Here is a 13,145-nt window from a genome sequence, read left to right as displayed (position 1 = left end):
GTCCCGGCCGGGGCGGGGCGGGGCGCCGGGCAGCGGGGGCGCGTCCCCGGTGCCCGGGAGCGGGATCCGGCGGCGCTCGCCGCCCGCGACCTCCTCGCGGTACTTGTCGACGGCCTTGGTCTCGCCGCCGCGGTCGATGACGACGGCGCCCGGGCCGTCCGGGTCGTTCGCCCACAGCAGGCCGTCCTTGACGAACACCTCGAGGGGCGACTTCGGGCGGCCGACCGTGACCGGCTTCTCGAAGCGCTTGGCCGCGGTGTCGTAGACGATGAGGGCCCCGGCGGTCTCGTCCGGGATGTACACCTTCGTGCCGAGGACCTGCGGCGCCCGGTAGCGGTGCCGGGGCATCTGCAGGCGCGTGCTGGTGTAGCGGCCGGTGCCGGTGTCGAGGGTGACGAGGGAGCCGGTGCCGGGCACCAGCATCGGGACGATCGCGCCGTCGGCGACCGCGGGGGCGAGCACGCCGCCGCGCCCGGCCTCGCGGACGCTGGACGGCAGCGAGATCGTCAGCCGCGTGCCGGACGGCTCGACGACGGTGGCGGTCGCGGCGGTGGAGTCGACGACGACGGGGGTTCCGGCGGCGATCGTGAGGGCCAGGTCGTGGCCGGGCTCGCCGACGTCGACGGGCTCGCGCAGCCGCCCGTCCCGGAATCCGGCGAGGCGCCCGTGCACGGCCACCGGCACCCACAGGTCGCCGCGGGCGCCGATCCCGGCCTGCCCGAGGACGGGGTCGAGCCGGGCGGGCTCGCCGGCGGGCTGCAGGGTGATCGCGTCGAGCTGCTGCACGCCGCCGTTCACCGAGTCGACGGTGTAGGCGCGGCCGTCCTGCGCGAGGACCTGGATCCCGGCGCCGAGCCCGGCGCTGCCGGCGATCTTCATCTGGGCGGGGTCGAGCCGGCTGACGACGCCGGTCTCCTGGTCGACGATGAGGATCGTCGTCCCGTCCTGCACGACCTTGATCCGGTTGCCGCGGGCGCCCGCGGGCAGCGGCGCCTTGCCGTCGACCTTGCCCGCGAGGCCGTTGACGTGGACGACCAGTCCCTTCGTCCGCGCGGACAGCCAGGCGCCGACGTCGGCGAGGTCGTACTTCGCGCTGGCCGCGCCGACCCCGTAGACGACGGCGGCGATCACGACCGCGCCGACGACGCCGACGGCGATCTGCCCCGTTAGCCGGTCGCGCTTGAAGACGGCGCCTGCACCCACCGTGGACCACCTTCCCCGATTGGCGCTCACCGTAGTGACTCCCGCCCGAACGCCGGGGGAATTGACCGGATCCGGTCGCCGATGACGGGTTTAGTCGCCGTTTCCCGCGTCGAGGGCCGCGGCGTACGTCGGAATCGTGATGTTGCGTCCGGACAGCACGACGACGAGCCGCCCCGCGGTCTCGACGCGGCCCGCCAGGACGGCGGCGACCCCGGCGGCGCCCGCGCCCTCGGCGACGAGCCCGTGCTCGCTCAGCAGCCACCGCAGCGCGGCGCGGATCTCGGCGTCCGTGACGGCCGTCAGGCCGGCGCCCCGGATCAGCCCGGGCGTGACGCAGCCCGGTTCGAGGTTGCCCGGCAGCCCGTCGGCGAACGTGTCGCCGACCGGCACCTCCACGACGCGTCCCGCCTCGACCGACGCCGCCACGCCGCGCGACACCGCCGACTCCACCCCGACGATCCGCACGTCGCCGCGCCCGCGCGCCCACAGGGACAGGCCCGCCGCGAGGCCGCCGCCGCCCACCGGCGCGACGACCGTCAGCGGGCCCTCGGCCTGCGCGTCGAGCTCCCGGCCGATCGTCCCCTGCCCGGCGATGACCGCCGGGTCGTTGTACGGGGAGACGTACCGGCCGGGCAGCGTCAGCGCGTGCGCCTCGGCCTCGTCGTAGGTCGTCCCGTGCCGGACGAGCCGCACCGGGAAGCCGGCGATGCGGTCGGTCTTCGCGCGCGACGCGCGGGTGGACACCACGACGGTGACGTCCGCGCCCGTCGCGGCCGCCGCGTACCCCATCCCGAGGCCGTGGTTGCCCGCGCTGGCCGTGACCGCCGGTTCCCCGGCGGGCAGCGCGTCCACCGCCGCGACCGCGCCCCGCACCTTGAACGAGCCGGTCGGCTGGAACGTCTCGAGCTTCAGCAGCGCGCCGGGCGCGAGGCCCGACGGCACCAGCGGCGTGGGCGCGAGGCGCCGCGACACGGCGCGCCACGCGCGGTCCAGGTCGTCCGGTCCGGGGACCCGGACGGGACGGGCGGTCATGAGCGTTCGCCGGGTCCGCCCGGCAGCGTCCGCGTGCGCATCCGGCCACCCTAGTCAGCGCCCGGTGAGGGAGCGGGGGTGCAGGCGGCGGCGGAGGCGGCGCAGCCGCCCGGCCTTCGCGGTGACCAGCCGCCCGACGGCGTCGGTGTGCCGCCAGGCGCGGTCGGCGGCGGCCGCGTCCGGCGGGACCGGCGCGAAGCGGGTGCGGTCGACGAGCTCGGCGAGCGGGTCGAGCTCGCCCTGCGCGGCGGCGCCCACGCCGGCCCCGCCGAAGCGCGCGACCTCCTGCGCGGTGAGGGCGCCGGACGCGCCGAGGCCGGCGTCGGCGAGATGGTCGAGGGCCTGCCGCCAGGCGCCCGCGATCCGCTCGGCGGGCGGCCCGGCCCGCCTGCGGCGGGTGCGCAGGGCGGGCGCGATGAGGACGGCGAGGACGTACCCGAGGACGAGCGCCGTCCCGGCGATCGACGCGAGCACCCACCACGGCGTCGGCTCGTCCGGTGCGGCCGGCCGCGCCGCCCCCTTCCCGGGCTTCTCGCCCGCCCCGGGGCCCTGCTGCCGGGACGCCGCGTTCTTCTGCGCCTGCTCAAGGGACTGCGCCGACTCCCCCGCCGCGACCGCGTCGCTGTCCTTCGAGCGCCGCGCGTTGTCGGGCAGCGGGTTGAAGCGCACCCAGCCGAGCCCCTCGAACTTGACCTCGGGCCACACCATCACGTCGCCCGCCCGCACCTGCACGGCGCCGCCCGCGCGCTTCCCGCCGGAGAACCCGACGACGAGCCGGCACGGCAGCCCCGCCGAGCGGGCGAGCAGCGCGTACGCGGCGGCGAAGTGCTCGGGCGTCCCGCGGCGCCCCTCGGCGAGGAAGTAGTCGATCTGCCGGTAGCCGTGCCCGGGCGCCGCCGTCACGTCGTACTTCGCGTACCGCTTGAGGTACTCGGCGAGCATCGCGGCCTTCTGCACGCCGGTGGACGCGCCGCGCGTCGCGGCCGCCGCGAACCGCTCGAACTCGTCGAGCTGCACGGGCTCCTTCGCCGCGCCCGGCCCCCACGGCAGCTTCAGGGCGGCGCGGGCCTCGGCGTCGCGGGCGACGCGCGCGCCCTCGAGGTCCTCGGCCCGCCACTCCGGGACGACGGACGTGACCGTGTACGAGCTTCCGGGCGCCGGCGGCTCCGCGGCGGCGAGCGTCCCGGCGGCGGGGTCGGCGACGACGGGCAGGCCCTCGACCCGGCGGGGCCGGTCGGGCGCCGGCACCCACACGCCGGGCAGGTCGCCGATGGTGACCCGCTGCGTCGTCGTGTGCGACCGCTCCGGCGCCCCCGGCTCCTCCGGCCGCTCCGGCACGCGGCTGCCCGTCGGGACGAACCGGGCGGTGGACGACCACGTCACCCCGTCGAACGCGTCGAGCACCGCGAGCCGCTGGATCTCCGGCCGGTCGGCGTCCACGGTGAACAGGACCTGGTCGGGGCGCAGCAGCCACCCGCCGACGCGGTCGAGGGGGCTGACGCCGTCGCGCTGCAGCGGCGGCGGCGCCGCCACCTGCTCGCGCGGGTCGTAGGGGTCGGCCGCGACCGGCACCACCGGCGCCACCAGGTACGCGACGAGGCCGAGGACGGCCGCGGACGGCACCCCGAGCGCGATCGGCCGCCACGCCGGGCCCGCGTCGGGCTCGCCGGAGCGGACCAGCGCCAGCACCGCGACCAGCACGACGGTCCCGGCGGCGAGCGGCACGTTCGTCCCCGGGCCGTCCACGCCGAGCAGCAGCGCGACCGCCCACACCGCCAGGGCCGGGACGCACGGCAGCGCCCGCCGCGACGTGCGCAGCGCCGTCTCGGCCGCCGCGAACGCCGCCGCCCACACCAGCACGCCGACGACGAGCAGCAGGCGCGGTTCGGCCGGGGCGGGCAGCAGGGTCGTCAGGATCTCCTTCCACCCGTTCAGCACCCCGTCCCGGAGCGTCTGCGGCAGGGTCCCCGCGCTCAGCGCGGGCCGCAGCACGGTGAGCGCGGACGTCCCGGCCCAGGCGGCGACCGACAGCACCAGCGACGGCCACAGCGGCCACGGCCGCCCCTTCTTGCGGGGACCCGACAGCAGCGCGGACAGCAGCGTCGCGGCGACCGCGGCGACCGCGGCCACCGGCACCACCGGCCCGTACCCGAACACCCGGTGGAACGCCAACCCCGCGACGGCCGCCAGCGCGGCCGTGACCGCGAGCGACGCGTACCGGGCGGCCGGCCGGATCCCGCTCATCGGACCGCCCCCAGCCGCCGCCACGTCTCCGGCAGGTCGTCCAGCGCGGCGACGTCGGCGACCCGGACGCCCGGCGGCGCGGGCACGGGACCCGGCGGTCGCACGCGCAGCACCACCACCCGGTCGAACCGGCCGCGCACCGCCGCGATCCGGCCCAGCTCGGCGTCGCCCGGCGTGACGGCGACCAGCGCGCCGCCCGCGCGCACACGCCGCACCACGTCCATCGTCGGCTGCGGGCACTCCCGCACGGCGACGCCGGTGAGCCGGTCCAGGATCTCCTCGACGTCGCCCGGGCCGCCCCGCGTCTCCGCGACCGGCCCGTTCCCCGTCAGCACCCGGACCGGGAAGCCCGCCGCCGCGGCGCCCGCCGCCACGCTCGCCGCCGCGTCCACCGCGAGCTCGAAGTCGTCCGGGTCCGCCCACCGGTCCGGCCGCGCCTCCAGCACCACCGTCGTGGTCGGCAGGCTCGCGTCCACGAGCTGCCGCACCATCAGCGTCCCCGTCCGGGCGGACGACTTCCAGTGCACGTGCCGCAGCTCGTCCCCGACGACGTACTCGCGCAGCGCGTGGAACGTCGCCGTCCCCGCCGGGGACCGGTCGCTCGTCGGCCCCTCCAGGTGGTGCGCGCGGCCCGACGGCAGCGGCGGCAGCACGACCGTCCGGGGGCGCACCAGCAGCGACCCCGGCGCGCCGTACTCGCGGACCCGCCGCGCCAGCCGCAGCGGGTCGGCGCGCACCAGCCGCAGCGGGCCGACCGCGATCCGGCCCCGCCGGTCCGTCGGCAGCGCGTACGACACCGTCCGGGTGGCGCCCGCCCGCAGGCGCGGGACGTCCACCGCCACGTCCGCCGAGCCCGCCGCGTCGCGCGCGGTGAGCCCCCGCACGCCGCGCCCGGCGCTCGTCACGTGCAGCACCCCGGTCGCGGGCTCGCCCCGGCCGACCTTCGCGGGCGTGATCTCCCGCCGCACCTCCAGCCGCGGCCGCGGCAGCGTCCACAGCACGGCCGCCAGCACCGCGACCAGCCCCGCCACGGCGAACGCCGCCGGCTCGGGGTACCCGAGCCACCAGCCCGCGGCGTACAGGACCGGCGACGCGGCCGCCATCCCCCGGCCCAGCGGCGTCAGCACGTTCACCCCGCGCCCCTCAGACAACGGCGGCCTGCGGCGTCGGCACGTTCGCGAGCGCCTCGTCCACGACGTCCGCCCCGCCCCGCCCCCGCAGCTCCGCCTCCGGCGTCACGACGAGCCGGTGCGCGACGACCGGCACCGCGAGCGCCTTCACGTCCTCGGGCACCACGTACCCGCGCCCGGCCGCCGCCGCCCGCACCCGCGCCGCGCCCAGCAGCGCGATGCTCGCCCGCGGGCTCGCGCCGAGCCGCAGGTCCGGGTGCCCCCGGGTCGCCGACACCACCCGCACCACGTAGTCGTGCAGCGGCGGCGCCACGTGCAGCCGCCGCGCGAAGTCGATCATCCGGGCGAGGTCGTCGCGCCCCATCACCGGCGGCAGCCGGTCGAGCATCGCGCCGGACGGCGCGCCCGCGAGCATCGCCACCTCGGACCGGTGGTCGGGGTACCCCATCGAGATCCGCATGAGGAACCGGTCGAGCTGCGCCTCCGGCAGCGGGTACGTCCCGTCCATGTCCACGGGGTTCTGGGTCGCCACGACCATGAACGGGCGCGGCACCGGATGCGGCCGCCCCTCCACCGTGACGCGCCGCTCCTCCATCACCTCGAGCAGCGCCGACTGCGTCTTCGGCGACCCCCGGTTGATCTCGTCCGCGACCGCGATGTTCGCGAAGATAGGCCCCGGGTGGAACTCGAACGCGTTCTTCCCCTGGTTGAAGATCGACACCCCGGTGATGTCGCTCGGCAGCAGGTCGGGCGTGAACTGGATCCGCGCCCACTCCGCCTCGACCGACGCCGAGATCGCCCGCGCCAGCGTCGTCTTCCCCACGCCCGGGACGTCCTCGACGAGCAGGTGCCCCTCCGCGAGCAGGCACGTCAGCGCCAGCTCCACCCGGTCCCGTTTCCCGCGCACGACCCGCTCCACGTTGCCCGCCAGCGCGGCGAACATCTGCGCGAACCGTCCCGCCGGCGCGTCCGGGTCGACCCCGGCGTTCTCCGTCATTCCCTGCTCCCCGGTGCTCACCGCCCGGCCCCGCCGGACATGTCGTGACTCGGACGCCGCCGCCCCGTCTTCGGTTGCGCCCGAAATCCGTCCGCCGCCCCGGCGCCGGACGGGCGGCCGGTCACCCCTCGCATTCGAACAGCCCGTCCGAGGGGAAGCCCCGGCCCTTGGTCGTCCGCACGAGGGTGTCGTTGAGGTAGCCGTCGCCGTGCGGCGTCCGGACCTGGTTCCAGACGTCGCTGCTGCTCCCGCTCTCCGGATCGGTGTAGGGCTCGCCCCGCACCTGGCACACGACGGTCATCGTGACGATCCGGTCCTTCGGGATCTTGCCGTTCTGACCGCCGCCGGTTCCGGGAGTGGACCGGATGATCGTGTTCGTCTGGCCGTTGTTCTGGTTCTGGAACTGCCGCGTGGGATACGCCAGGTCGACGGTCGTCGCGACCGGCGTGGACGTTCCGGCGCCGTTGCGGGCGGTGACGGTGACCTGGTGGCGCGCGTTGTTCCGCAGGCCGCCGACCGTCGCCGACGTCGACTCCGTCTCGACCGTCCCGGCGGGCGTGGTGACCGTGTAGGTCACGTCGTGCCCCGGCGAGGCGTCCCACGTGAGCCGGGCGCCGTGGTCGACCGGTTCGGCGCGCAGGCCGGCGGCCGGGGGCGGGGCCTGGCAGGCGGCGGCGCCGACCTCGCCGGACGGGCTGAACTTCGTCTTCCCCGACGCGTCCTCGTACACGGCGGCGACCTTGAAGACGTGCGTGGTCGAGTCGCAGGTGAGGCCGCCGACGGTGAACGCGCCCTCGGTCGCGGTGCCGGGGTGCGTCCGCGGGGACGCGCCCGCGACGGGGCGGCCCGCGGCGTCCAGGAGGGCGAAGCCGGTGACCGGGCGGACGCCCTGCGGCTGCGGCGCGGTGAACGCGAGGGCGAAGGCGCCGTCGGGGTCGTTGAACCACAGCATGTGGTCGCGGACGAGCGCCTCGACCGCGCCGCCGGGACGGGTGGCGGCGACCGGCTCCCGCCACGCGCCGGCGGCGGTGTCGAACACCAGGAGGCGCCCGGACGTGCGGTCGGGCAGGTAGACGCGCGACCCGAGGATGTGCGGGGGCGCGAACTCGTGGTCGGGGACGCGCAGGGCCACCGACTCGACGCGGCCGACGCCGGTGTCCAGCAGGTGCAGGGAGCCGCCCGCGCCGAGCATCGGCACGACCCCGCCGTCGGTCGCCGCGGGCAGCTTGACGCCGCCGCGGGTCCCGGCGACCGCCGCGGGCAGCCGGATCGCCTGGACGCCCTCGGGACGGACGACGTGCGCGGTCGCGGACGTGCTGTCGACGACCACCGGGGTCCCGGCGGCGATCGTGAGGGAGAGGGTGGCGCCGGGCTCGCCGACGTCGACCGGGGTGCCGGGGCCGCCGCCGTGGAACGGCACGACCCGCCCGTCCTGCGGGACCGGCACCCAGAGGGCGCCGCGGCCGTCGATGCCCGCCTGGCCGAGGGGGGCCGCGAGGGTCGCGGCGGCGCCGAGCGGCGCGAGGCTGACGGGGTCGATGCGCTGGACGACGCCCTTCACGAGGTCGACGGTGTAGGCGGCGCCGCCGCCGACGGCGACCTGCAGGCCGGGCCCGCCCAGCCCGCGCGACCCGGTGATCTCGAGCTGCGCGGGGTCGATGCGGCTGACGACGCCGGTGTCGGTGTCGACGAGCAGGACCGTGGTGCCGTCCTGGACGACCTCGATGCGGTGCCCGCGCATCCGCGCGGGCAGCTCGGCCCTGCCGTCGACCTTGCCGGCGGGCCCGTTGGCGTGGACGACGAGGCCCTTGGCGCTCGCGCCGAGCCAGGCGCCGACGTCCGACAGCCGGTAGCGGGCGCTCGCCGCGCCGACGCCGTACACGAGCGCGCCGACGACCAGCACGCCCGCGAGCGCGATCGCCGCCTGCCCCGTCAGCCGGTCGCGTCCGAAATACCGGATGATCCCGTGCGGCTTCCCCGTCCGCCCGGGAGAGCGTCCCCCGCCCAATCCCGTCACCTCTCGTCGCGCCACCGTCCGTCCCCACGGAGGTGGCGTGGCGCCCGCCGTACGGGAGGGCACCATAACGGTTGTGCGGGTCGTACCGGAACGGAACCGCACGACTCGGGCCTGCCGCGACGCGGCGGGGCGGCGAGATACGGGCGCGGACGCGTGACATGTCTCACATTCGGGGGCGGCGTCGGCGTTCCGGGGGTGCGGAACCGAACGCGAGCCTTGTCCGCGACGTCCTACTGTTGGGCATCGCGACGACGAATCCGGGGTGGACGTGGAGAACGCAAGCATCGCCGACCTGTGGGACCGCCTGACGGGCACGCAGCCCGACCCTCCGTGGTGGCTGGTCGCGCTCGTCGGCCTGGTGGCGCTCGGCACGGTGCTGCACGGCCCGACATGGCGGGTCGCGCGGAACACGGTGACGATCGCGCACGAGGGCGGGCACGCGCTGGCGGCGCTGCTCACCGGCCGGAAGCTGGACGGCATCAAGCTGCACTCCGACACGTCGGGCGTGACGGTGTCGCGGGGCAAGCCGCACGGCCCCGGGATGGTGTTCACGGCGTTCGCCGGATACGTCGCCCCGCCCCTGCTCGGGCTGCTGTTCGCGGTGCTGCTGGCGGCCGGGCGGATCACCCTGATGCTGTGGTTCACGCTGGCCCTGCTCGCGGGGATGCTCGTCATGATCCGCAACGCCTACGGCGTGCTGTCGGTGGTCGGGACGGGCGCGCTGGTGTTCGCCGTCTCGTGGTTCGGGTCGGCGGAGGTCCAGGCGGGCTTCGCGTACCTGGCGGCGTGGTTCCTGCTGCTGGCGGCGGCCCGCCCGGTGGTGGAGCTCCAGCGGATGCGGGCGCGGCGGATGGCGCCGACCTCCGACGCCGACCAGCTCGCCCACCTGACCGGCGTCCCCGGGGCGGCGTGGGTGACGATGTTCGGCGCGGTCGCGCTCGCCGCGCTGGTCGCGGGCGGCGCGCTGCTCGTCCCGTCCGACCTGTCGCTGCCCGACCTGCCCGGTCCCCCGCTCCTGCCCGGCGGCTGACCCGTCCGCCGGAACCCGTCGCGTTCGCTTTCGGCGCGGGCGTCCGTACAGTGGGCATGTACCGCACCCACGTGAACGGGAACGCTTCATGGTCTCCGGCAGCCTCGCCCGCACCGCCCGCCGGGCCGTGCGCGGCGCCGCAGCCGACCGGCCGCTTCCCGTGCGGGTGCTGGTGATCGCGCTGATGCTGCTCGCCGTCGCGGCGGCCGTCTGCCTGAAGCCGGTCGACCGCGCGGAGGCGTCCGCGCCTCCCCCGGCGGCCGGCCCCGGCGCGGCGCCCGCGGCCGTCCACGTCCAGGCCGGCGCGCCGGACGCGGACGGCACCGGCGACGAGCGGTACTGCTCGAAGCAGAAGACCACCCCGGGGCAGTCCGCCCCGGCCGCCGCGCCCGAGGCGCCGTCCACCCTCGTCCCGGCGACCCTCGCGCCCCCGCCCCGCGTCCCGGCCGCGCCCATCGCGCGGAACGAGAGCGGGCCGGCACCGCCCGAGCCCCGGCACATCCTGCTCTCCGTACTGCGGATCTAGAGCCGCGCGCCGCTCCGCGCGCGGCCCGTCGGCGCCCTCCCGGCACCGCACGGACCGTCACGGTCACTCCACGGCCCGTCACGCCGTCCGGCGCCCGCCGGACGCGCGCACCGGCCGCGATCCCGCATTCCCTTTCTCCGAGGAGCAGCATCGTGCCCAGCACCACTCCTTCCGGCCCGAAGTCCGGCCCGAACCGGAAGGTCACCGTCACCGCCGCGGCCGTCCTGATCGCCGCGCTCGTCTTCGGCGCCGTCTCCGCCTTCGGCGGAGGCGGCGGCCGCGGCGACCGGACGTCCGCGCCGCCGTCCCCCTCGGCCGCCCCGTCGGGCGGTGCGCAGGACGGCCCCGAGGTCGCCCGGCGGCAGGCCGGCGACCCGCGCGCCGTCGGCCGCGCGGACGCCCCGGTCGTCCTGATCGAGTACTCCGACTTCCAGTGCCCGTTCTGCGGGAAGTTCGCCCGCGACGTCCGTCCGAAACTGATGCGGTACGTCGAGAACGGCGACCTGCGCATCGAGTGGCGCGACTTCCCGATCTTCGGCGCGGAGTCCGAGGCCGCCGCCCGGGCCGGGTACGCGGCGGGCCTCCAGGGGAGATTCTGGGAGTTCCACGACGTCGCCTACGCGAAGGAGCGCAAGCGCAACAGCGGCGCGTTCTCCCGGGAGAACCTCGCGAAGATGGCCGGCGAGGCGGGCGTCCCCGACCTCGACCGGTTCCGCCTCGACATGACGCTCGACCCCGCCGTCGAGGCCCTGCGGCGCGACATGGCCGAGGGCCACGAACTCGGCGTCCCCAGCACCCCGGCGTTCCTGATCAACGGGAAGCCGATGCTGGGCGCGCAGCCGTTCGAGGTGTTCGACGGCGAGATCCGCGCGGCGCTGCGGCAGGCGGAGGGGGCGGGCCGGTGACGCCCGACATCGGCATGGCGGCCGCGTTCCTCGGCGGCCTGCTCGCCCTGCTCAGCCCGTGCAGCGCCCTGCTGCTGCCGGCCTTCTTCGCCTACGCGTTCACCGGCACGTCGCGGCTCGTCGGGCGCACCGCGGTCTTCTACGCGGGCCTGTGCACCACGCTGGTGCCGCTGGGCGTGGCCGGATCGTTCGCGGGCCGGCTGTTCTACGGGCACCGCGACGTGCTGGTCGCGGTCGGCGGCTGGACGGTCATCGCGCTCGGCGTCGCGCAGATCGCGGGGCTCGGCTTCGCGTTCCGGCGCGTCCGGGACGCGGCGGCGCGGATCCGGCCCGGCTCGTCCGGCTCGGTGTACGCGCTCGGCGCGCTCTACGGCCTGGCGGGCTTCTGCGCCGGGCCCGTGCTGGGCAGCGTGCTGACGGTGTCCGCGATGAGCGGCACCCCGCTGTACGGGGGCGTCCTGCTGGCGGTCTACGCGCTCGGCATGGCGCTGCCGATGTTCCTCCTCGCGTTCTTCTGGGACCGTTTCGGGCTCGGCCGCAAGCGGTGGCTGCGCGGCCGGGCGTTCCGGGCGGGACGGCTGGAGCTGCACACCAACTCGCTGGTGTCCGGCGCGTTCTTCATCGCGCTCGGGGCGCTGTTCCTGCTGTTCGACGGCACGTCCGCGATGCCCGCGCTCCTCGACGTGGACGCCGAGTTCGCCGCGCAGCGGTGGGTGCAGGACGTCGCCGGGCGGGTCCCGGACGGCGCCGTCGCCGCCGCCGTCGCGGGCGCCGCGGCGGCGGGCGTCCTGCTGGCGCAGGTCGTCCGGGCGCGGCGCGGCGCCGCCCGGGAGCGCGAGCCGGACGGGTCCCCGGCGCGGCGCTGACCCGGGGGCCGGATGCGGTCAGCGGGGTCGCCGCCGGCGCGCGGGCGGACCACGATGGTGCATGGCCGACACGAAGCTCGATCGCGGCAAGTACCACCGCAAGCGCAAGGCGCGCCTCCGCCGGGCCCGCCGCCGCTCCCGGCCCACCGCCGGACGGAACCGACGGCGCGCCTGACCGGGAGTCAGCGCCCCGGAGAATGTCGGACCCCGCCGGTATTTTCGGCTTCGTGAGGGACCTCGGGACGGGCGAGCGGCGGGGCCGCCGGGTCGACGACGGCCTCGCCGAGCTGGACCGCTGGCTGCGCGACCAGGTCGCGCACGGGCTCGCCCGCGCCGAGCGGGCGCCCTACCGGCTCTGGGACGACGCGGCGCGGCGGCTCGTCGACGCGCAGGCGGGCGCGCTCGCGGGGCGGGTGCGCGCCCTCGCGGGCGTCCCCCGCGAACCCGGCTGGCCGGGCCGCCTGCTGGCGGAGTACGCGCTGCTGCGGCTGCTCGTCCGCGCGCACCGGCGGCGGAACGCCCTGCCGGCGGGGCTGCACGCCACGGTCCGGGCGCGCGTCGGGTTCCCCGTCGCGCGGGACGCCGTCCTGAGCGACGGCGAGCGCGTCCGGGACCGCTGGTGGGTCGTCGGGACGCGCGACGCCGCCCGGGACGTCCTCACCGCGCGGCGCGTCTGGCTGCGCGGCGAGCGGACGGGGCGCCCGGCGCTGCTGCTCGCGTTCACCGGCCCCCGCGACGAGCCCGAGCCCGCGCCGCCCGCCGGCGCCCGGTTCGAGGCCGAACTGGCGTACTACCCGGGCGCCCTGCCGCTGCGCGCCCTCGTCGCCGAACGCCTCGCCGCGGACGACGCGGGCCCCGGCGCGCCGCCGGGCACCGGCGTCCGGGCGTTCCTCGACGAGCACGCCGCCGCCGTGGCGCGCGACCCGTGGCTCGACCGGTACCCCGCGGCGCTCGCCGGCGTGCGCCTCGCGCGGGACGCGGCGGGCGCGCTGTTCGCGGTCGACGGGCCGGGCGACGCGCTGCCGCTGCGCGGCCCCGTCCCGTGGACGCTGCTCGCGGTCGCGGCCGGCGAGCGCGTCGCCCTCGCGGGCGAGTGGACGCCGCGCGGCCTGCGCCCCCTCACCGTCTGGCACCCCGCCGAAGGCGCGGTCCGGCTGTGAGGGGGCGGGTGTGAGCGGGCGGGACGCGTTCGGGC

The 13,145-nt window shown here is 77.4% G+C and carries 11 protein-coding genes; 5 read left to right on the top strand and 6 right to left on the bottom strand.

Features of this window, described 5'->3' with window-relative positions; all coding sequences use genetic code 11:
- From DMH08_RS34650 to DMH08_RS34625, 6 genes are all read right to left on the bottom strand, one after another.
- The coding region (locus DMH08_RS34650; protein ID WP_199748144.1) for a hypothetical protein at positions 1 to 1,203 on the bottom strand (1,203 nt) is incomplete at its 3' end.
- Positions 1,204 to 1,293: 90 nt separating this feature from the next.
- Entirely contained in the window at positions 1,294 to 2,235 is a 942-nt protein-coding gene (locus tag DMH08_RS34645) for a threonine ammonia-lyase (protein ID WP_026400392.1), read from the bottom strand.
- Positions 2,236 to 2,289: 54 nt separating this feature from the next.
- Positions 2,290 to 4,479 (bottom strand): DUF3488 and transglutaminase-like domain-containing protein, encoded by a 2,190-nt coding sequence (locus DMH08_RS34640; protein WP_125620303.1) that lies wholly within the window; start codon positions 4,477 to 4,479, stop codon positions 2,290 to 2,292.
- A complete protein-coding gene (locus tag DMH08_RS34635; protein ID WP_125620301.1) occupies positions 4,476 to 5,612 on the bottom strand; it encodes a DUF58 domain-containing protein in 1,137 nt (378 codons plus the stop codon). The genes DMH08_RS34640 and DMH08_RS34635 overlap by 4 nt, the downstream gene beginning before the upstream one ends.
- A gap of 10 nt (positions 5,613 to 5,622) precedes the next feature.
- The gene (locus tag DMH08_RS34630) at positions 5,623 to 6,606 is read right to left on the bottom strand and encodes an AAA family ATPase (protein WP_125620299.1); all 984 of its coding nucleotides are present in this window, start codon (positions 6,604 to 6,606) and stop codon (positions 5,623 to 5,625) included.
- A gap of 121 nt (positions 6,607 to 6,727) precedes the next feature.
- The gene (locus DMH08_RS34625; RefSeq protein WP_125620297.1) at positions 6,728 to 8,614 is read right to left on the bottom strand and encodes a fibronectin type III domain-containing protein; all 1,887 of its coding nucleotides are present in this window, start codon (positions 8,612 to 8,614) and stop codon (positions 6,728 to 6,730) included.
- Between the two features lie 277 nt (positions 8,615 to 8,891).
- Here DMH08_RS34625 and DMH08_RS34620 point away from each other — a divergent pair, with 277 nt between their 5' ends.
- The 5 genes from DMH08_RS34620 to DMH08_RS34600 all read left to right on the top strand — a co-directional run bounded on the left by DMH08_RS34620 (position 8,892) and on the right by DMH08_RS34600 (position 13,110).
- Positions 8,892 to 9,653: a M50 family metallopeptidase gene (locus DMH08_RS34620; protein WP_034516260.1), complete on the top strand. Its 762-nt coding sequence runs from the start codon at positions 8,892 to 8,894 to the stop codon at positions 9,651 to 9,653.
- Between the two features lie 88 nt (positions 9,654 to 9,741).
- Complete coding sequence (locus DMH08_RS34615) at positions 9,742 to 10,179, top strand: hypothetical protein (RefSeq protein ID WP_026400395.1); 438 nt, start codon at positions 9,742 to 9,744, stop codon at positions 10,177 to 10,179.
- Between the two features lie 152 nt (positions 10,180 to 10,331).
- Positions 10,332 to 11,084 carry a DsbA family protein gene (locus DMH08_RS34610; RefSeq protein WP_125620295.1) on the top strand — a complete coding sequence of 251 codons (753 nt, stop codon included), beginning with the start codon at positions 10,332 to 10,334 and terminating at the stop codon, positions 11,082 to 11,084.
- A complete protein-coding gene (locus tag DMH08_RS34605; RefSeq protein WP_442778668.1) occupies positions 11,081 to 11,950 on the top strand; it encodes a cytochrome c biogenesis CcdA family protein in 870 nt (289 codons plus the stop codon). Before DMH08_RS34610 ends, DMH08_RS34605 begins: the two co-directional genes overlap by 4 nt.
- A 227-nt stretch (positions 11,951 to 12,177) precedes the next feature.
- A complete protein-coding gene (locus DMH08_RS34600; protein WP_125620293.1) occupies positions 12,178 to 13,110 on the top strand; it encodes an SWIM zinc finger family protein in 933 nt (310 codons plus the stop codon).
- Positions 13,111 to 13,145 lie beyond the last annotated feature (35 nt).

The organism is Actinomadura sp. WAC 06369, from assembly GCF_003947565.1.
In the GTDB taxonomy this organism is placed as follows: domain Bacteria; phylum Actinomycetota; class Actinomycetes; order Streptosporangiales; family Streptosporangiaceae; genus Spirillospora; species Spirillospora rifamycini.
The sequence above is the reverse complement of the archived record's forward strand: the minus strand, read 5'-3'. Positions and strand labels throughout refer to the sequence as shown.